Genomic DNA, 19,728 nt, shown 5'->3' with positions numbered 1-19,728 from the left:
CATAGTTGGTGCTAAGCCTTAGCCTAGCTTTTGTTTGTGTTGTTTGAAGTCTGCACGGATCACGTTATCTAACTTGCCAGCATAAGCATCATCAATGAAGTTTGCCCATTCGTTCATCATATTAATTCTATATGGCAAGTGCTGCGCCCCGTTATAGGCTGCACTTATCTTGTTTTCTCTATCGTGTGCCAATTGCAGCTCTATAGCTTCGTGCATGTATTCTTGTTCGTGTAGCGTGGTACTGGCTAACCCCCTAAAGCCGTGCCCCGTCATCTTGCCCTTATAACCCATATTCCATAAGGCATTGATAAACGCGCTTTGACTGTACGGCTTGCGTGTTGAGGTATTAAAGAAAACGTACTGATCCGAAAAGCCTAGCGCCTTGATCTGCTTTAATATCGCTATGGCTTGCGGTGCTAATGGCACGATATGCAAGCGCCCTGCTTTCATTTTGTCAGCTGGTATCGTCCATAAGCCACGCTTAAAATCTATATCTTGCCATTCCATGAAGCGGATCTCATTAGTGCGTACAAACGTATAGCATAAAAACCATAAGCCTAGCTTCACCAGTACATCACCACCATAAGCATCAATGTCTTTTAGTAGCTTAGGTAATTGCTGGCTAGTAATGCGGTGGTGGTTGGTTGTTTTGTGTGGTTTGATCGCTTCGGCTAGGTCGGTGGCTGGGTTGTGTGTGGCTAATCCGTTGCGTATAGCATGTTTGAATATCTGCCCTACTTCTCTAATGGTACGCCTTGCCATTTCATTAGCCCCGCGCGCTTCTACTGCTTTACCAATAGCCAATATATCAGGCGCGGTTATGTCGTTTATATCTTTATGACCAATAGAGGGCTTTACATCACGCATATAGGCGGAATAGTTACGGGAAAAGGTGCTTTGTGCTAGGTAGGTTTTGCGTTCTGCATACCATGATTGAGCTATGTTATCGAAAATATTAGAACCGCTTTGGCTGGCTTGCTGCTCTTTTTTATGATCTTTAGGGTTCACACCATCAGCTATTAGGCGTTTAACCTCAATATTGCGCTGCCTTGCATCTTGTAGGCTCATTACTGGGTAAGTACCAATAGTGAGGGTTTGCTGCTTACCTTGCCAGCGGTAGGCGCTAATCCATGACTTAACGCCCGTATATCTAACCCATAGTTGCAGCCCGTTACCGTCACTATGCTTGTCAGGTCGCTTGCTCTCGATAGCTTTATCGCTTGGCTGCAGCTTATTGATAACGGTATGAGTTAAGGGCATTGGACTATCCTTTGTTGGTATTGAGCGCGTGTATAAACTCTAATACCAACAATAATACCAACATTCTATATAGGACGCTATACCCCTATATGATACTCAAAACCCAAAAAACGCCCAAAATAAAGGGCTGACGGTCTATGACGGTCTATGACGGTCAGCCCTTTATCAATGTTTGGTGGAGATGGCGGGAGTTGAACCCGCGTCCGCCAGCATTACGCTCATGAATCTACATGTTTAGTTTCTGTCTTTGGCTTTAATCCGCACCGATCCGACAGTCAGGATGGATTGGACGATTCTCTACTTTTGAACCCAAGCGATTGAGACAATCCCTTGTGGCGAGCCTACATGCGGACGCTTCAACTTAGTTGACCAACTGTAGGTGATCAGCAACCAAGTAAGCAGGGTTTAAACCAAGTAAACTGGGTTTAAGCTGCTAGAGCGTAAGTTTCGTCGTTTGCGACTATAACAATATATGTTGGATTAACGAGAGGACATATACTCTCGACATGCATCATTGAGTTTCATCACCAGCGTCGAAGCCAGAACATCCCCAAGAAGACTGTCTATTATATAGTAGTTGTAGGCTCTACTTCAACCTATAACTGTTCTGTATTACACAACTTTACAGCTCATGCTGTATATAGCATGGACAGGGTTTATTCGTTCTCTAGCGCAGCTGTATTTTTTGCCCAGCGATACAGTTTTCTAAGTCCATAACTAGCAGGATCTACTAGCTCTAGCATATCAGCGCAAGCCTCAGAACAAAATACTCGATGTTCAGGGTTATAAAACCCAGGAACAACGGTTCTAATGAGTGCTAAGTAATCATATTTAAACCTTTGGCGCTTATTGAACCAACGCACGGCATAATCGATATCGCATGGCACAGATACTAACTCCCAGTGACCGCTCGTCATATCTATGACCTTACGCCGCAGTCCGCCATCACGGTGACTTGAGCTGATACAGTCATAATGCTGGTTGCCAAGCTCATTAATAATAAGCTTACAATGACTATAAGGCGATCGATCTATAGCACTAATGATCTTGTCTAATGCCTTTCCGTGCTCAGCAATATAAAAAGCTAAGTAGGTAGATTGCACCTTAAACCTCCAAATGTCTTCTTATAGCGAGTAGTAGAATCAAAATCTATATCTATTAATATAAATATACAGCAATGCCTGAATAATTGATAATTCATTCCTATAAAAAAGCCAGTCGTATCGAACGACTGGCTTTGGAAATAATAGCATTCAACTTTTAATGTTAGACGGCTTAGCTTAGTACTTTATTTAACCATTGACCGATGTTTTGAATCTGCGGCATACAGACTTGGTGCGCCATTGGATAAGTATGACAATCCACGTTATAGCCTTTATCCGCTAAGACCTGCTGCGCTTGTTGTCCCAAGATTACGGGAACGACAGGGTCTTGGGTACCATGTTCAATCAAGATCGGAATATCTTTGTTGGCTTCGCTATAGTCAAGGATATCATTGGTCGCAAGATAAGTAGATAACGTCATCAGCCCTGCCAGACGCTCAGGATGACCGAGTGCGACATGATAAGCCACTGCCCCGCCCTGCGAGAATCCTGCGATGACGATATGTTCAGGTTTGACACCGCGCTCAATCTCACGCGCGATTAGATCACGGATGCTTTGAGAGGAGGACTCAATTTGAGTGACATCAATTTTACGATCTAGACTCATCTCTAAAATGTCATACCAAGCAGGCATCACCATACCGCCATTAATAGTTACTGGAATCTGCGGCGCATGCGGGAAAATAAAGCGCACTGCCATATCTTGACTTAAACCCAATTGCGGAACCACAGGTTCAAAGTCATGACCACTAGCGCCTAGACCGTGCAACCAAATAACCGCACGGTCTATAGGTTTGTGCGACGGATTATGCTCTACGGTGACGACATCTAAATAAGTGCTCATAGGATTTGCCTCAAATTAAAAGTAAAGTTTATGCATTCTGGCTAGTTTATACGTTTTAGTAAAATACCTTGGGTTGTTATTATTCATCAATTTTTCATACCCTTTGCTTAGGTTTTGCATCATTTTACAAACCTTACGTGCTAGGATAGTTTTATCATAAAGGTATATATCTAGCGACATTATAGCCTTTGCCGCTGCCTGCTTTATGATGCTCAATCTGTTTTTTTCAACACTGAGCTTAATGATCCTTCCTCTATTACCTGACGCTATATATATTATGACTCATATTTTACTAGTAGAAGACGATCCCGCTATTGCCATGTCGCTCAAGGTAACTTGCAAGCGCGAAGGCTGGCAAATAACTTGGCTCGATAACGCTAGCAGCGTGTTGCCGATGCTGCGTAGCGATGCGGCAAAGGATTTATCCGCTATTATCTTAGATGTCGGCTTGCCTGATGGCGATGGACTCAGCCTGTGTCAGCAGATTCGCCATACGCCTGACATTAAACAGTTAAAGAATACGCCTATCGTATTTCTGACCGCTCGCAGCGATGAGGTCGATCGTATTTTGGGCCTTGAGATGGGCGGCGATGATTATTGTGCCAAGCCCTTTAGCCCGCGCGAATTAGTCGCTCGGCTCAAATCCATTTGGCGACGTGAGCAGCTATTGTTAGAACAAACGGCTCAAAAAGCGAACCTAGCAGATAACTCAGATAACCTAGCAATCAATCCTTTATCAGAGCAGGCCTTGAGCTTTGAGTGCCAGTCAGGAATTTGGCACTATCAGCCGCTCAATTACTCACTAACGTGGCAAGAGCAAAAGCTGGAGCTGAGTAATACTGAGCGCAAAATCCTTCTGACTCTATTGCAAGCACCCAATCAGGTCTTTAGTCGCGAGCAGCTACTTAATGCGGTCAGTGATTATCCCGATCATCGCCTAGCACGCACGATAGACAGCCATGTCAAATCGATTCGTAAGCAGTTAGCGCAAGTTGATGAGAGCCTCGATGTCATCTATACCCATCGCGGCCTTGGTTATGGATTGTGTCCCGCCTAATGTCTAAGTTGAAGCACAAGTCACATCATACCCCCTCAAAAAATACCAAAACCAACCAAAGCAATTGGTATGCCAAATTGCATCCTATCGGTACTGACCAACAGATTGAAGATCCCAAGCGTCCGCTTAATTTAAGTATATTTTTTCGCATTTGGTTGGCGGTCGCACTGGTGCTTATTATCTGCGGCATTGTCGTCTTTACGCAGCTCTTTAGCTACGTCAAACCTACTGTTAAGCAAGTCATCGAAGACACACTGCTCGATACCAGTAAGCTTATGGCAGCAAGCTTGCAAGAGCCGCTACAGTCAGGAGCGCTATACGATAAGGCTTATCAAGCTGATCTCGACAAGGCTTTTGTAGGTCAGCCAATCGACGGTAATATCAGCAAGACTTACGATAAAAAAACCTATAGCAGCTTTCGTATTTATGTCACGGACAATAACGGCAGGGTCATATATGACTCGCTACCCGCACCTGACAATGCTGAGGGCGAAGACTACAGTCGCTGGAATGATATCTACTTAACCTTGCGCGGACAGTACGGCGTTAGAAGTACGGTACGCGACAACCGCAAGCGTGATAGCTCTGTCATGTATGTCGCGCAGCCCATAACCGATGATATAGGTCAAACTATTGGCGTGGTCAGCGTGGGTAAGCCTGTCGCTAGCGTATTGCCCTATTTGGATAATACTCGTGAGCGTATGCTCATTACCGCTTTGCTGGTTAGTATCGTCGCGCTTATGCTCGCAGGATTAGTGGCATGGTGGCTCAAACAAAGCATTACTCTGGTCACTAGATACACAGGGACGCTGGCAGAGGACACGCAAAAGCCGTATTTTTATCTAGGGCATGAGCTTAATACCCTGACCGATACTATCGAAACCATGAAGCATCGCTTAGAGAACAAGGCCTATGTCAGCGACTATGTCCATACCTTGACTCATGAGCTAAAAAGCCCATTGACCGCTATTCGTGCCAGCGGCGAGCTATTAGAAGACGACGGACTTGACGCCGAAGATAAGCAGATGCTTATTCAGACCGTCGGTGAGCAAAGTATCAAGATGCAGCTACTGATTGATAGGTTACTGCTACTAGCCAAAGTCGAGCAACCCACCTTTAAGCTGAGCCGGCAACCGATAGCCTTGCTTCCTATGTTGCAAAGCCTAGTGAAAGATAACACCGTTAAGGTGCAACAGCAGCAATTAGCGGCTATTAACCTTTATATAAACGATAAGAATTTGGATGGTGGTACAAAGTTATCTGCTGATATGCTTGCACAAACGAACGTATATGCCGATCGGTTTTGGCTGGTGCAATCTTTGCAAAATCTATTAGACAACGCCATTCATTTTGCTGAGTCTGTTGTCACCATAACGATTCATACTTCGATTAACAAAGAGGTGGTGACTATCGATATCTTTAACGACGGCAAAGCTATTCCTGATTACGCCCTTACCAAAGCTTTTGATCGCTACTTTAGTCTATCGCATCAGCGTTTGATGACCACAAATGCTAACCAAAGTCACTCTGATAACCGTGAAGAAAGCACAAATCATACTTTTAACAGTGCTCCCAAAAAAGGCACGGGGCTGGGCTTAACTTTGGTCAAGCAAGTCGTTGAACATCATGGTGGAAGCGTTAGCCTAAATAATGCGATCACTGAGGTAAACGAGCAGCAAGTAAGCGGCGTAAATGTGAGTATTACTTTGCCTTTAGCAAAACCTTAGATAGTTTTTGCTCATTTAAGAGTGTTACTTATCTACGATTAAAGATATACGCATAAAAAAGCCATTCGTTTTCTCAGAAGTAAGAGAAAGCAAATGGCTTTTGGCGGTGCTAGAGAGCTAGAGATACTGCTTTAAGTAATGGACTCAACGGGCGCTTTGACATCACCGTTTTGACCACGGTTACGCAGGTAGTGATCGAGCAAGACAATGGCCAGCATAGCCTCAGCTATAGGCGTCGCTCGCACGCCAACGCACGGATCATGGCGACCTTTGGTTAGCATATCGACCGCTTCGCCTTGAGTGTTGATACTTTTGCCAGGCGTTGTGATACTGGACGTCGGCTTGAGCGCGATACTTACGCTGATGTTTTGACCGGATGAGATACCGCCCAAGATGCCGCCTGCATGATTGGCAGTAAAACCATCTGGCGTGAGTTCATCACGAGAGGTGTGCCCAAACTGTCCTGCCACTGCCATACCATCACCGATCTCAACGCCTTTTACTGCATTGATGCTCATCATAGCATGAGCAATATCAGCGTCTAAGCGATCAAATACCGGCTCACCTAGACCGACAGGGACGCCGCTGGCGATAATTTCAAGCTTTGCGCCGCTACTGGTGCCCGCGCGCCGCAGGCTATCAATCAAGGTCTCAAAGCGAGCAACCGCGTCCTTATCTGCGCAAAAGAACGGATTACTATTGACATAGTCCCAGTCGATCTCGTTTGGGTTGGTGATTTGGCTGTACTCATTACCGATTTGGGTGACGTGTCCGTGAATTTGCACGCCTAATTTATCGTATAGATACTTTTTAGCGATAGCGCCTGCGGCTACGCGCATCGCTGTTTCGCGCGCTGAGGAACGCCCGCCACCGCGATAATCTCGAAAGCCGTATTTCATGCTATACGTATAGTCGGCATGACCTGGGCGAAAGGTGTCTTTGATCTCGCTATAGTCTTTTGATTTTTGATTGGTATTGCGAATTAACAGACCGATTGAGGTGCCTGTGGTTTTGCCTTCAAATACCCCTGAGATGATCTCGACCTCATCCGACTCACGGCGCTGGGTGGCGTATTTGGACGTGCCTGGCTTGCGGCGATCCAAATCTACTTGCAAATCTGACTCGCTAAGCTCCAGACCAGGTGGCACGCCATCTACTATTGCCATAAGACCTGCGCCGTGCGACTCACCGCATGTCGTCACACAAAACAGCTGTCCGATACTATTGCCTGCCATACTTATCCTTAATCATTGGTGCTTGCTATCAGCACTTACATCATCAAATTATTCTCTTTAAAAATCAAAACATAGCCTCTACTGAGCGCCATCTAGCCTTTGTACATAGTTAGCAAATAGCGCACGGTTGGCGATAAGCTCATCATAAGTGATAGCAAACACGCCGTGTCCGCCAAGCGCAAACTTGAGCCAATCAAACTGGATATCAGGATACGCTTGGTTCAATGCCCATTCGCTATCGCCCACTTCACAGATGAGCAGACCTTCAGGGCTTAAATAATCTGCCGCTTGATACAAGATATGATGCACAAGATCTAAGCCATCTTGCCCAGCCGCCAAAGCGTGTTCAGGCTCATACAAAAACTCTGGCGGCAAATCTGCCATGATAGCAGCGTCCACATAGGGCGGATTGGTGACAATGAGCTCGTACTGGTTCTCAGCGGGTATCTTGGCAAACAGATCCGACTCTATCACATTGACCTGATGGCCTAAGTCATGATGATCGACATTGACCATAGCGACCTCAAGCGCGCCTTTGTCAATATCGACGGCATCGACCAAAGCGTCGACGAAACGAGTCGCCATAGCGATAGCGATACAGCCTGAACCCGTACACATATCTAATATACGCTCAGGCTGCGACAACTGCTTCATGTCAAGGCCATGATCATAAAAACTCGCCGCTTTATCCAAGCCTGCTTGACCCAAAGGCACAGCGCGCTCATTCACATCAAAGTAAGGATAAAACTGCTGACGGATCAGCTCAGCAATCGGTGAGCGTGGAATCAAAACGCGCTCATCGATATAAAAGGGCAAATTACAAAAGTAAGCCAAATTAATCAAGTAGCTAAGCGGTTTACGCTCGCTAATACGCTGCTCAAGTAAGCTCAGCACTGCTTGCTTCTCTGATGCAGTCAAACGGCAATCGAGAATCTGCTCATTAGCAGACCAATCTAATGATAAACAATGCAGAACGATAGCCGCCGCTTCAGCGAACTCATCGGTAGTACCTTGTGCGACCACAACGTCATAATTACGCAGTTGTGTCACCGAAAAACGAATAAAGTCGCGAATACTAAATAGCTGCGCACGGGCCTCTTCAAGCTCACTATGCAAATTAGCAAATTGATTATGCTCTGAGTCTTGCATCGCGTCTTCATCTAAATGTAGATTCTGAAAGTCCTCTGCGCTCATGATTTGATCTGCTGACATACTGCCCCTAATGATTAAAATTCGTTATCAAAAGTAATAATCGCTCAAGCCTTTGGCATAATTTTAGCTCAAGTCAAATACGCATTATAGACGCAAACGCCAGATTGCGCCAATTGCTGTTAGTATCGGCTTGTAGTCTTACTCCTAGCGCAAGCTTCGTATCAGCTTCCTTGCTAAAAAACCTGTAGCCTGACTCAATTATCTCTGTATTGTAGTGAATGCGTCATCAGTTGACACAAAGCGGATAAGAGGCACAAAAATGTGTGTCAAAAGTTTGCGAAGCGCCCTAAATATGCGCATAATAGCCCCATTAGTAACCATCACAAGTGAATAAACATGATGAAATTAAACCCTCTTATCGCCTCTGTAGCACTTGCTATGCTTAGCGCAAGCACTTTTGCTGCGCCCAATGATAATACGCGCACCCTGCCCGTAGGTACTGCAGAGCAATTGCCAGATATCGCTGTTCTAGCGAGCCTTGATGTCGAAGAAAACCGCAATCGCTCAATAGCTAAAAACAACAATGCGACCGATCGTATGAGTCAACTTATTGACTCCAAGCGTACTCAGGCGGCGACTCAACCTAGAAACGCTCAAGCTGCGAACAACAATGCGGCATCAAATAACATTGCTGCTGATAACATGAGCGCCCAGGAATTGACCCGTAAAGACGAGCAGTCTGATCGCACAGATGAGATTAGTGAAGGTCAAGCTATTGCCGCGCCCAGTCAAGGTAGTGAGCCTTTTGACGCGCCTGCGTTTGAGATACCGCGCACAGAGCAGTTGCAAGCGGCTAATACCGATACCACGATCAAGAGTATCGAAGATGTTGATGGCAAAATACATACTACGCTGAACCTCTCAAACTATGCCAAACAGGTCAATAACGCTACCTGGTCGCCTAGCATGAATGTCAACTCAGCAATGACCATCAAAATCCAAGCCTTGTTAGATTGGAACCACGCCTCACCTGGTCCTATCGATGGCGGCTGGGGTATGAACAGTAAAAAAGCTTTGACCAATTTTCAGGCGATGAAAGGCTTGCCAACGACGGGAAAAATGGATCAAAAAACTTGGGATGCGCTAGTCAAGAATATCCCAGCCAATAAGCCCGTACTGGTCACTTATACGCTGACCGAAGACGATATCAAAACCAACTTTGCGACAACCCCTTCAGGCTATCCAGCCAAATCAAAAATGAAAGGTCTGTACTATCAGGATATCAAAGAGATGTTAGGTGAGCGCTTTCATATGGACGTGCGCTACCTTGACAAGCTCAATAAAAACAAAGATTACCGCGCAGGCGAGACCATCACAGTCCTCAACACACGCGCGCCACTTAAACAGCGTATCAACCGCGTAGTCGCTAACAAAGCCGATCAAACCCTTTACGCCTATAATGGCGACAAGCTGGTCGCAACTTATCCCACTACGGTTGGTAGTAGTAGCACACCTTCACCACAAGGCACGTTTAAGATTATTAATAGAGTCAAAATGCCGTGGTACAAAGCAACAGTCGGCGAAGGCAGTGACAAGCAAGTTCATATGATACCACCAGGCCCGAACAATCCCGTCGGCGTAGTATGGATGGGACTGTCAAAACCCTCTTATGGTATCCATGGTTCACCTAAGCCTGAAGGCATTAGCCGTCAAGCCTCGGCAGGTTGTGTACGCTTGACCAACTGGGATGTATTAGAGGTCTACGCCAATATCGAAAACGGCGCCACGGTTGAACTTCAGTAATAAAAACGTTATAAAAATAAAAAGACCTTTAATCAAAGGTCTTTTTTTTGCGACAACACTTTACATACTATTCATTGATAGCGCCATAGCCTTCTTCATTGCCTGTAATGCTGCCAAGCTTTCTGCTGAAATACCAGCTGATAGGCAGACACAACATAAACCCGATCGCAATAACGATTTGTATATGAACAATCTGGTTAAATCCAGTCACTAAGGCTGCAATCATAAGTACGCCTATGACGACCGTTAATGCTATGGTAAAAACGACGGAGAATAATGGCCAGTTCATTATCTAATCCTTATATTAGTTGTGGGTATACCTACTTTATACCTCAAAACCACACTAATAGTAAGTATTTAATATAGACCTTTGAGCCAGTAATACTAAGTGACTTAAGCTGATAACCCTGTTAATATTAGGGAGTTATCTACCAATCAATAAACGCGTGTTTTTTTATCCAAAAGCTGTTTTGATTTACAAATTCACTCTTTATCTATCTGCAAAAAACACTCCTCTTTTATTCATTTATCATTACAATAGTGGCTCTCTTTTTTTTCTAACGAAGCTTGCTACTATGACCTCATCCGATGATGCCGCGCCAGAAAATTCAGACACCCTTATTGAGAGTCCTGCCAAAACGGGCAAAGTGTCCTCAGAGCCTCTGATCGATCATATCGAAAACTTAGATCGCACCCGTGTAGATTTTAATTATGACGAATCTGATGAAACGGTCAGTCAAGCCGATAGCCAAGACTCTGAGAATGGCGATTTAGAGACAGATAATACTCAGACAATGGCTGCCGAAAATCCAGAATCTACCATAGTGTTAGAGTCTGTCAGTCCTGATGTGGTGATTGCTACTTTAGAGACGCCTGAGTCTGAAGCTCAAGACACCCAAGTCATGTCTGAAGCTGAAGATTTAGCAAATCAAAAAACAGATAGCGGCGCTGATCCTTCTCTTCTAATTACTGACGACAATGCAGAAATCATCATCAGTGCTGAGAGTGATAGCACGCCAAGCACGCAGCCTACGACCGCTGATGATACCGTTGTGATTAGTGATGCTGCTAATGGGCAAGACGTTGCCGTACAAGGTGACTTACCTGCCAGTACATCGAATCTCCAATCGTTAGAGCAAAACGAACAAGCTGTCACTGATAATAAACTGATAGAAAACAAGCTGATAGAAAATAAGCTAGCTTCTAACTCAGACACGATAGAAAAAAAAGACGCTGCACAAATAGCAAATGAGATAGACGAGCAAGATAAAAGTCATGATGAAATACACGAAGAAGAGGAAAAGGTTAAAGAAGTCAAAGAAGCCAAGCTTGAGTCTTATAAACAATTTGTCGCTGAGCAATTTAGTAAGCAAAAAGTCGACTACCCAGAAGTTCGCGTCAAGATTGAGGCCAATGCCCTCCCAACCCGCATGTATTTTGTGATGAATATTCTCTCAGCCATTATCGCAAGTTATGGTTTGGTCACCAATTCAGCAGCCGTCGTCATCGGCGCTATGCTCGTTGCTATGATGTTAGGGCCTATTACGGGGGTAGCGCTTGCGGTCATTGACAATCGCATCCCTTTACTGCGTAAGTCCTTGTTTACCGTTGCAGCTGGCGTCTTTATTGTTATATTTGTCGGCTTTATCATCGGGCTGCTGCATAACAATCAACCTTTGACCGCAGAGATACTATCGCGTACTCAGCCCACATCAATGGACCTAATGATTGCGCTAGCTGGGGGCACCGCTGGCGCTTACGCTATGGTATCACCGCATTTATCAGTCGCTGTCGTCGGGGTCGCGGTAGCTACAGCATTGGTGCCGCCCTTAGCCGCTAGTGGTATCTTATTTGCCAATGGCGAGCTGACCTTGGGGTTTGGCGCGGCGCTCTTGGCACTGACCAACATTATTGCTATTCAATTTACCAACGCGATGGTGCTGTGGATACTAGGCTTTCGCCGTTTGGTTGATGGCGATTATCAGACCAGTACCTATCTGACATTTTTGCGCCGTAACGCGGTGGCGCTTTTATTGCTTGGTGTTTTGGGCACTTATCTGACGATTAATTTGCAGACCAATGCCAAACAGCAAGTATTTGAGAGTAATGTCAAAAAGACCATCAATGAGCACTTTATTGAAAAAGGTAACGTGCTGACTAATACTCAGTTTACTAAGAGTAACGGCAATCAAATCGTACGCGCTGTCGTACGCGGTGAGACGACTCCAAGCTCTTATGATGTCAATCAGATCGAGGCTATCATCACGCAAGATATGGCAGACAATTTTCCAGGTTATCTACCGATCAAACTGCAATTGCGTTATTTGCCTGTGCAAGTTATCGAGTCCAATCCACTTATCACAGATAAGCTTGATGAAACCGATGCAGCGATTTTGACCAATTAGCCTATCTTAGAGCTTTTCAAATAGTTTTAAGTCATCAAGGATCATTTAATCCATATGACCTAAACGCAAAATGAATGCAAGACAAGTATATACATCGATTACCAAGAGCTTTGGTGTATGTGCTAAAATCGCTTAACTTATTTTCTACCACTTTATCCTTATTAAGGAGCCGCTGTGAGCCAGCCCTCTCAAACAGCCGATATTCGTAAAGCCTTTATAGATTTCTTTGTCAGTAAGCAGCACGTTTCTGTCTCATCTTCAAGCCTCATACCGCACAATGATCCCACTTTATTGTTTACTAATGCAGGGATGAATCAGTTTAAAGAGACATTTTTGGGGATGGAGACTCGCGACTACACGCGCGCAGTGACCTCACAAAAATGCGTACGCGCAGGCGGCAAACACAATGATTTGGACAATGTCGGTTATACCGCCCGTCACCATACGTTCTTTGAGATGCTCGGTAATTTCTCTTTTGGTGATTACTTTAAACAAGCCGGTATCGCTTATATTTGGGAGTTTTTGACCTCAAGCGAGTGGCTTGCAATCGATAAAGACCGTCTGTATGTGACTATCTATGAGACCGACGACGAAGCCTTTGATATTTGGCATAAAGATATTGGCCTGCCTGCCGATCGCATCATACGTATTGGCGATAATAAAGGTGCGCCCTATGCCTCTGATAACTTTTGGACGATGGGTGACACCGGTCCCTGTGGCCCTTGTACCGAAGTGTTCTATGATCATGGCGCAGATATAGAAGGTGGTCTGCCTGGTACTCCTGAAGAAGATGGCGACCGTTATATCGAGATTTGGAACTGCGTCTTTATGCAGTTTAATCGCCAAAAGGACGGTACGATGTTGCCGTTACCTGCGCCAAGTGTCGATACGGGCATGGGACTTGAGCGTATCAGCGCTATTATGCAAGGCGTACACGGTAACTATGAGATAGACCTGTTTACTCATTTGATGGACGCGGCGGCTGATATTTTAGATATTCAAAACGAGCAGCAGTCCTCACTTAAAGTCATCGCCGATCATATTCGCGCGGTTGCCTTTTTAATCGCTGATGGCGTCATGCCAAGCAATGAAGGCCGCGGTTATGTACTGCGCCGTATCATTCGCCGCGCTGTGCGCCATGGTAATAAGCTTGGCGCTGATAGTGAATTCTTTTATAAGATGGTTGCCCCTTTAGCCCGCGAAATGGGCGCAGCCTACCCTGAGCTCACTCAAAGACAAAGCGTGATTGAAGAGGCTATTCAAAAAGAAGAAGCACAATTTGCCAAAACTTTAGCGCAAGGGCTACGCTTACTTGCCAGCGAGCTCGAAGACTTACAAGATGGCGATGTGCTCTCAGGAGAAGCGGCCTTTAAATTGTATGATACTTATGGTTTCCCGCTAGATTTGACCGCCGATATCACTCGTGAGCGTGGTATCGCTATCAACGAAGAAGAGTTCGATGAGCACATGCAAGCGCAGCGCGAACGCGCGCGTGATGCAGGTAAGTTTGATGTCGATTATAGTAGTGTCATTCAAGTGGACACGCCAACTGAGTTTATTGGTTACGAGCAGCTCACTGATGACAACGTCTCTGTTTTGGCGCTATACCAAGACGGCGCGTTAGTAGACAGCCTATCTGAGGGTATGGAAGGGGTTGCCGTGCTCGATCGTACGCCGTTTTACGCCGAAGGTGGTGGTCAGGTTGGCGAGCTTGGTGAGATCTCAACGCAGTCTGGGGTCTTTGAAGTACAAAACACCAAAAAGTCAGGTCAGGCCATTATCCATTATGGCGTCGTGACGATGGGCACTATTAACGTGCAGCAATCCGCCGAGGCGCAAGTCCTCTCTAGCATTCGCGCCGCTAGCGCCAAAAACCATTCTGCCACTCACCTGCTCCATGCCGCATTGCGTGAAGTTTTAGGCGATACTGTTAGTCAAAAAGGCTCGCTGGTATCAAGCGAGGTACTGCGTTTTGACTTTGCCTATGATAAGCCTGTGAGCGCGGCTGAGATCACTCGTATCGAGCGCTTAGTCAATGAGCAAATTCAGGCAAATACGCCCGCTTTAATTGAGAATATGTCTATTGATGATGCGATGGATAAAGGCGCGGTTGCCTTGTTTGGTGAAAAGTATGGTGATACGGTACGCGTACTGACCATGGGTACAGAGACTATCAATGATGGCACACGCCAGCCGTTCTCTATCGAGCTGTGCGGCGGCTTGCATGTGCAGCGTACAGGGGATATCGGTCTACTTAAGATCATTAGCGAGTCTGGTATCGCTGCAGGTATCCGCCGCGTTGAGGCACTCACAGGTATGAATGCTATCAAGTATGTGCAGCAAAACGATCAGCAATTAGGCGAGCTTGCAAGCCAGCTCAAAGCCAAACGCCCTGAGGTAATCGCGCGCGTCAAAACTATGGCAAGCCGTCAACGCGAGCTTGAAAAGCAGCTTGAGCGCTTAGAGCAAAAAATGGCTAGCGCACAAGCGGCAAGTTTATTGGATGCAGTGCAAACCATTAATGACACCCAAGTGTTGGTGAGCACCTTAAGCGGTATCGATGGCAAATCTATTCGCACCCTTATGGACGATGTCAAATCCAAACTACCTGATAGCATCATTGTCCTTGTTGGTGATAAAGACGGACAGTTGGCGCTAGCAGCAAGTGTCGCAAAATCTATGACCTCGCGTATCAAGGCGGGCGATATCATTCGTCACCTAGCTGGCGAGCTTGGTGGTAAAGGCGGCGGTAAACCTGATTACGCGCAAGGCGGCGCACCTAAGTCTAGTAACAGTGCAGCGGTGATCAAAGCGCTACCGACTTGGATTGGCACGCAGCTTGACTGATCCTATAATTTGATTGACATCATAAATAGCGAATATCAACGCGATTGGTTATAACCCTTATAATTAATCGCCATATATCTAAACGCGCTCATGACTTAAAATTGAGCGACAAATGTGATATAAAGGTCAGCATTTGCACGTATGTCAGTTTTAGTACGGATATTTAGTATTCATAACTGCATACAAGCGTAAAAAAGCAAACATCAAAATCATATTGGCTTTGAATAAACACTCATTAAAGCCCTTAATTAATACTAGGTAGATCCTTATGGCGTTAATAGTACAAAAATACGGCGGTACGTCGATGGGCAGTATCGACCGCATCAAAAACGTCGCCAAACGGGTGAAGCGCTGGCATGACAATGGTCATCAAGTCGTCGTAGTCGTCTCTGCTATGAGCGGAGAGACCAACCGCTTGATCGATTTGGCGCGCCAGATTAGCGCTCAGCCTGACCCGCGTGAATACGATCAAATGGTCTCAACTGGTGAGCAAGTGTCTATCTCTCTACTTGCGATGGCGATCAAAGATTTGGGCATTGGCGCGCGTTCATTTACAGGCCGCCAAGTCGCTATCAAAACCGATAACTCGCACAATAAAGCGCGCATTGAGTCTATTGATGACGCCAATATTCGTGAGCAGTTAGAGGCCGGCAACGTAGTTATCGTAGCAGGATTTCAGGGTATTGATAACGATGGTAATGCCACAACCTTGGGCCGCGGCGGCTCTGATACGACAGGCGTCGCGATCGCAGCAGCACTAGGCGCTGATGAGTGTCAGATCTATACTGATGTCGATGGCGTTTATACCACCGACCCACGCGTTACCTCAAAAGCCAAAAAACTTGAAAAGATTACCTTTGAAGAAATGCTAGAGATGGCAAGTTTGGGTTCTAAGATTTTGCAGATTCGCTCGGTTGAATTTGCAGGCAAATATGGTGTGCCTTTGCGCGTACTATCAAGCTTTGATGAAAATACTGACGGCAGCTTTGATGAAGACTTTCAAAACAACGTCGGCACCCTAATTACGATAGACGAAGGAGACAATATGGAACAGGCAATCATCTCAGGTATCGCCTTTAATCGGGACGAGGCAAAAATTGTAGTACGCGCTGTCCCAGACCATCCTGGTATTGCTTCAGCCATCTTGAGCCCTATCGGTAACGCTAATATCGAAATCGATATGATCGTACAGAACTTATCGACCAATGGCACCACTGATTTTACCTTTACCGTCAATCGTAGCGACATGGACAAAACCATGAAAGTGCTCAACGATGAAGTCAAAGACGAGATCGGTGCCAAAGAGATCATAGGTGATAGTGAAGTCGTCAAGGTCTCATTGGTTGGCGTCGGTATGCGCTCGCATGCAGGAGTTGCCAGCCTTATGTTCCAAACACTTGCTGAGAATAACATCAATATTCAGATGATATCGACCAGTGAGATCAAAGTCTCTGTGCTCATTCAAGAGCAGCATCTAGAAAAAGCGGTCAAATCGCTACATACAGCCTTTGGTTTAGACCGCACTGAGGGTGAGAGCAAGGTTGCTGGACAGTAGCTTTTATCGACCTCGCATGCTCTACAAGCGAAGGAAGAGAGTAGCTGATTAGTTTATATTGCATAGGGTCTTTATTGACCCTATTTTTATGGTTAACCCGTATTTTAGTTATATTACCTAGCAGTTTTGTTAAAAGCCGTGACACTACTTATCATGCCACATATAATAGAGAACTGAATTGGGCTAAAGATCTATTTTACGGCTGCTGTAGATAACAATTTTTATAGACTATTTTTTTTTATACTATTGTTTTGAGCGAGGTTCGTTCTTTCAATAGTCACTCTTTACAGTGGCACCTTGTTAAAACATATCTCAATGGGCAATAACTTGTTCATGTGACATAAGGAGTATGACGCATGTTAATTTTGACACGCCGCGTGGGCGAAACGCTAATGATCGGTGACGAAGTTAGTGTGACTGTGTTAGGCGTCAAGGGCAATCAAGTACGTATCGGTGTGAATGCACCCAAAGACATCGCTGTACATCGCGAAGAGATTTACCAGCGTATCCAGCACGAGCGCTCGGTACAGTCGCAGATGCAGCATCTAGAACAGGGCAACTTTGCGCCTTCGTTTGACGATGAAGACTATTTTAACCGCTAGTTGCTAGTGCTATCTATAAAAATTTTAAACCGTTTTGAGGTCATCACCTTATGAGTATTCGCCAATCAGATGTATCCGCGCTACTTAATGGCTTGAGTAAAAAGGCTATTGGATTCAATGACGTTATTAGTTTCATTGATGATTTTTATCGCTACGCGCCTGCGCCTTTTGTTAATGGTCAAGTACACAATGCTGCTGGAGAAAACGAAGGTAGCGCTAAAGTCTTTGGCTTTGCCAAGCATCATAAGTTAAGCCAGCTTGATACCCTAAAGCTATTTGGTGAGCATTATGAAAAGGTGCAAGCGACGCCAAATGGTACTGATCACGCCAATATTCGCAACTTTTTGCATTGGGGCTGGCAAGGGTTTTTAATGGAAAAAAACCCATTAACCGTACGTCCAAGTGTTGATACAACGGCGCTGTAGTTTTAAAAGTAAACCATTAAAAAGCCACGCTATTATAAATAGCGTGGCTTTTTTTATTCTAAAATCCTACTTATCTCGAAACTTTACTGGTTGAATCGCACCTTTAGGATTGGGCATATTAGGATAATGATGCTCATGCTCAACGTCACATTCAGCGCCGACAATATCACCATTATCTTTGATGGGCTTATGAATATAACCTGTACGCTCAGAAGGTGGTAGGTGCTCATGCTCCCAAATCATTACCGCTTGCATACACGTCTGACGCTGCTCGTCACTGAGCGCGCGGCCATCAGGCCATTTGCCAAGCTCAATGGCAACCTTAAATCTCTCGACCACCTCAGGTGTTAAGGTTGCTAATATCGTTTGTTTATCCATCTTGCCTACTCCGTATCTGTACTCTTCATCAAGGGTTATGCTTGTAGTTTGCTGATTAGCGCTTTTGCTTAGATTTTAGAGCTTCGCTTAAATTTTAGCGCGTTACTCAGATTTTAGCGTTTCGCTTAGATTTTAGCGCTTTGCTTAGCTCATTTAGTCCGTAAATTCGTCATCATCGTCGTCGTCACGATCCAAACTGAACTCTTCGGCGTGCACGTTCCAATGTAGTTTGGTACGGCAAGCTTCATAAAAATCAAAACCTGGCGGATGCAGTAGCGTTAGTTTGTCAGGATGCTTGCGAATATATAAGCGCTGATCTTGATCGAGCGGCAAACTGGCCTTGCCATCAGCGCTGACCATAGGCTGGGTGCGATTGTCTTCGTGTATACGAATACACACTTCACTATTCCCACTCACCACAATCGGTCTACTCGATAAGGTATGCGGATGCATGGGTACCAAACATATCGCATCCATACTCGGATGAATGATGGGTCCGCCACCAGATAACGCATACGCCGTAGATCCTGTCGGGGTGGCGACAATTAAGCCATCGCTATGCTGGCGATAGACATCATGACCGTCGATCTTGAGCTGAAAGTCTATCATATGTACCGACTTACCTGCATGCAAGACGATATCATTGAGCGCCATATCCTGATGAATAATATCGCGCCCTTCGCGAATCTCCATCGTCAATAAAAACCTATGATCAAGCTGATAGTCGCCCATCAACACTTGACGCAGTTTAAAGGCAGCTTCATTAGGTTTGACATCCGCTAAAAACCCAAGCCGGCCACGGTTGACGCCCAGAACAGGGACGCGATAACGCGCGAGTGCCTCTGCGGCATGCAAAATAGAGCCATCGCCGCCGACCACTATGACCAAGTCACAAATCTCACCGATAAGGCCGCGTTTGACGATTTTGACTTTTTCAATATCGGCAAGATTAAGCGTCGGCAGATTTGCAGTTTGTACATCCATAATCAGCGTAAGATTCATCTCATTAATAGTCTGCGCAATCTGCACCAGGCTCTGAGTCACGCTACGCTTGCCGGCGCGTCCCATAAGTCCAATACGCCTAAACGCTGGGTTTTTGATAGCATGAAACAGCTCTGACTCATGTAAGTGTGGCAATCTCTCTGACTGCACTGAGTTTTCCATAAAACGACTCGGCATTTTAAAAAGGTATGTGTTAAAAGGGGTCTTGCAATAATAGCGACAATTGAGCGCTTAAACTAGCATGTTTTAGCCACTATCGTTGTTAACTGTAGTAATTGGCCCCATATATTAACTAAGTTTCAGTAAACAAAAGATGTTAACACTAACAGGTAA

15 protein-coding genes, 1 other RNA gene and 1 pseudogene are annotated in these 19,728 nt (G+C 45.4%); 8 read left to right on the top strand and 9 right to left on the bottom strand.

Annotation, left to right across the window (positions count from 1 at the left end):
* Positions 1-18 precede the first annotated feature (18 nt).
* The 4 genes from ACR64J_RS04820 to ACR64J_RS04805 all read right to left on the bottom strand — a co-directional run bounded on the left by ACR64J_RS04820 (position 19) and on the right by ACR64J_RS04805 (position 3,207).
* Positions 19-1,260 carry a tyrosine-type recombinase/integrase gene (locus ACR64J_RS04820; RefSeq protein WP_435950742.1) on the bottom strand — a complete coding sequence of 414 codons (1,242 nt, stop codon included), beginning with the start codon at positions 1,258-1,260 and terminating at the stop codon, positions 19-21.
* A 173-nt stretch (positions 1,261-1,433) separates the two neighbouring features.
* Positions 1,434-1,812: a transfer-messenger RNA gene (gene ssrA, locus ACR64J_RS04815) on the bottom strand.
* Positions 1,813-1,916: 104 nt separating this feature from the next.
* Positions 1,917-2,363, bottom strand: a complete 447-nt coding sequence (locus ACR64J_RS04810; RefSeq protein WP_435950741.1) for a hypothetical protein — start codon at positions 2,361-2,363, stop codon at positions 1,917-1,919.
* 172 nt (positions 2,364-2,535) lie between these two features.
* Positions 2,536-3,207: an alpha/beta hydrolase gene (locus ACR64J_RS04805; RefSeq protein ID WP_435950740.1), complete on the bottom strand. Its 672-nt coding sequence runs from the start codon at positions 3,205-3,207 to the stop codon at positions 2,536-2,538.
* A gap of 277 nt (positions 3,208-3,484) precedes the next feature.
* Between ACR64J_RS04805 and ACR64J_RS04800 the strand changes: the two genes are divergently transcribed.
* A complete protein-coding gene (locus tag ACR64J_RS04800; RefSeq protein WP_435950739.1) occupies positions 3,485-4,264 on the top strand; it encodes a response regulator in 780 nt (259 codons plus the stop codon).
* The gene (gene creC, locus ACR64J_RS04795) at positions 4,264-5,991 is read left to right on the top strand and encodes a two-component system sensor histidine kinase CreC (protein WP_435950738.1); all 1,728 of its coding nucleotides are present in this window, start codon (positions 4,264-4,266) and stop codon (positions 5,989-5,991) included. Before ACR64J_RS04800 ends, creC begins: the two co-directional genes overlap by 1 nt.
* Positions 5,992-6,122: 131 nt before the next feature.
* On the opposite strand, the gene aroC is transcribed toward creC, so the two are convergent.
* Positions 6,123-7,226, bottom strand: coding sequence for a chorismate synthase (gene aroC / locus ACR64J_RS04790; RefSeq protein WP_435950737.1), 1,104 nt, complete (start codon positions 7,224-7,226; stop codon positions 6,123-6,125).
* Positions 7,227-7,304: 78 nt separating this feature from the next.
* Positions 7,305-8,438, bottom strand: coding sequence for a 50S ribosomal protein L3 N(5)-glutamine methyltransferase (gene prmB / locus ACR64J_RS04785; protein WP_435950736.1), 1,134 nt, complete (start codon positions 8,436-8,438; stop codon positions 7,305-7,307).
* Positions 8,439-8,774: 336 nt separating this feature from the next.
* On the opposite strand from prmB, the gene ACR64J_RS04780 reads away from it, so the two are divergent.
* The gene (locus ACR64J_RS04780) at positions 8,775-10,181 is read left to right on the top strand and encodes a L,D-transpeptidase family protein (protein ID WP_435950735.1); all 1,407 of its coding nucleotides are present in this window, start codon (positions 8,775-8,777) and stop codon (positions 10,179-10,181) included.
* 67 nt (positions 10,182-10,248) lie between these two features.
* On the opposite strand, the gene ACR64J_RS04775 is transcribed toward ACR64J_RS04780, so the two are convergent.
* Positions 10,249-10,470, bottom strand: a complete 222-nt coding sequence (locus ACR64J_RS04775) for a hypothetical protein (protein WP_317199760.1) — start codon at positions 10,468-10,470, stop codon at positions 10,249-10,251.
* 286 nt (positions 10,471-10,756) lie between these two features.
* Between ACR64J_RS04775 and ACR64J_RS04770 the strand changes: the two genes are divergently transcribed.
* The 5 genes and pseudogenes from ACR64J_RS04770 to ACR64J_RS04750 all read left to right on the top strand — a co-directional run bounded on the left by ACR64J_RS04770 (position 10,757) and on the right by ACR64J_RS04750 (position 18,015).
* The gene (locus ACR64J_RS04770; protein WP_435950734.1) at positions 10,757-12,586 is read left to right on the top strand and encodes a DUF389 domain-containing protein; all 1,830 of its coding nucleotides are present in this window, start codon (positions 10,757-10,759) and stop codon (positions 12,584-12,586) included.
* A gap of 174 nt (positions 12,587-12,760) precedes the next feature.
* Complete coding sequence (gene alaS / locus ACR64J_RS04765; protein ID WP_435950733.1) at positions 12,761-15,433, top strand: alanine--tRNA ligase; 2,673 nt, start codon at positions 12,761-12,763, stop codon at positions 15,431-15,433.
* A gap of 268 nt (positions 15,434-15,701) precedes the next feature.
* On the top strand, positions 15,702-16,988 hold the full coding sequence (locus ACR64J_RS04760) for an aspartate kinase (RefSeq protein WP_317199757.1): 1,287 nt from the start codon (positions 15,702-15,704) through the stop codon (positions 16,986-16,988).
* Positions 16,989-17,344: 356 nt separating this feature from the next.
* Positions 17,345-17,512, top strand: a pseudogene (gene csrA / locus ACR64J_RS04755) (carbon storage regulator CsrA); the annotation flags it as partial.
* Positions 17,513-17,640: 128 nt separating this feature from the next.
* Complete coding sequence (locus ACR64J_RS04750; protein WP_317199756.1) at positions 17,641-18,015, top strand: HopJ type III effector protein; 375 nt, start codon at positions 17,641-17,643, stop codon at positions 18,013-18,015.
* Between the two features lie 66 nt (positions 18,016-18,081).
* Here the strand turns inward: ACR64J_RS04750 and ACR64J_RS04745 are convergent, their stop codons facing one another.
* The gene (locus ACR64J_RS04745; protein ID WP_435950732.1) at positions 18,082-18,393 is read right to left on the bottom strand and encodes a YeaC family protein; all 312 of its coding nucleotides are present in this window, start codon (positions 18,391-18,393) and stop codon (positions 18,082-18,084) included.
* A 153-nt stretch (positions 18,394-18,546) separates the two neighbouring features.
* Positions 18,547-19,461 (bottom strand): NAD(+) kinase, encoded by a 915-nt coding sequence (locus ACR64J_RS04740; protein WP_435951026.1) that lies wholly within the window; start codon positions 19,459-19,461, stop codon positions 18,547-18,549.
* Positions 19,462-19,728: the final 267 nt, after the last annotated feature.

It is taken from the genome of Psychrobacter sp. DM8 (assembly GCF_051307025.1).
In the GTDB taxonomy this organism is placed as follows: domain Bacteria; phylum Pseudomonadota; class Gammaproteobacteria; order Pseudomonadales; family Moraxellaceae; genus Psychrobacter.
The sequence above is the reverse complement of the archived record's forward strand: the minus strand, read 5'-3'. Positions and strand labels throughout refer to the sequence as shown.

Coding starts and splice junctions, on each gene's coding strand:
- ACR64J_RS04820 (WP_435950742.1), bottom strand. CDS start 1,260: ATGCCCTTAACTCATACCGTTATCAATAAGCTGCAGCCAAGCGATAAA.
- ACR64J_RS04805 (WP_435950740.1), bottom strand. CDS start 3,207: ATGAGCACTTATTTAGATGTCGTCACCGTAGAGCATAATCCGTCGCAC.
- ACR64J_RS04800 (WP_435950739.1), top strand. CDS start 3,485: ATGACTCATATTTTACTAGTAGAAGACGATCCCGCTATTGCCATGTCG.
- creC (WP_435950738.1), top strand. CDS start 4,264: ATGTCTAAGTTGAAGCACAAGTCACATCATACCCCCTCAAAAAATACC.
- aroC (WP_435950737.1), bottom strand. CDS start 7,226: ATGGCAGGCAATAGTATCGGACAGCTGTTTTGTGTGACGACATGCGGT.
- prmB (WP_435950736.1), bottom strand. CDS start 8,438: ATGTCAGCAGATCAAATCATGAGCGCAGAGGACTTTCAGAATCTACAT.
- ACR64J_RS04780 (WP_435950735.1), top strand. CDS start 8,775: ATGATGAAATTAAACCCTCTTATCGCCTCTGTAGCACTTGCTATGCTT.
- ACR64J_RS04775 (WP_317199760.1), bottom strand. CDS start 10,470: ATGAACTGGCCATTATTCTCCGTCGTTTTTACCATAGCATTAACGGTC.
- ACR64J_RS04770 (WP_435950734.1), top strand. CDS start 10,757: ATGACCTCATCCGATGATGCCGCGCCAGAAAATTCAGACACCCTTATT.
- ACR64J_RS04760 (WP_317199757.1), top strand. CDS start 15,702: ATGGCGTTAATAGTACAAAAATACGGCGGTACGTCGATGGGCAGTATC.
- ACR64J_RS04750 (WP_317199756.1), top strand. CDS start 17,641: ATGAGTATTCGCCAATCAGATGTATCCGCGCTACTTAATGGCTTGAGT.
- ACR64J_RS04745 (WP_435950732.1), bottom strand. CDS start 18,393: ATGGATAAACAAACGATATTAGCAACCTTAACACCTGAGGTGGTCGAG.
- ACR64J_RS04740 (WP_435951026.1), bottom strand. CDS start 19,461: ATGGGACGCGCCGGCAAGCGTAGCGTGACTCAGAGCCTGGTGCAGATT.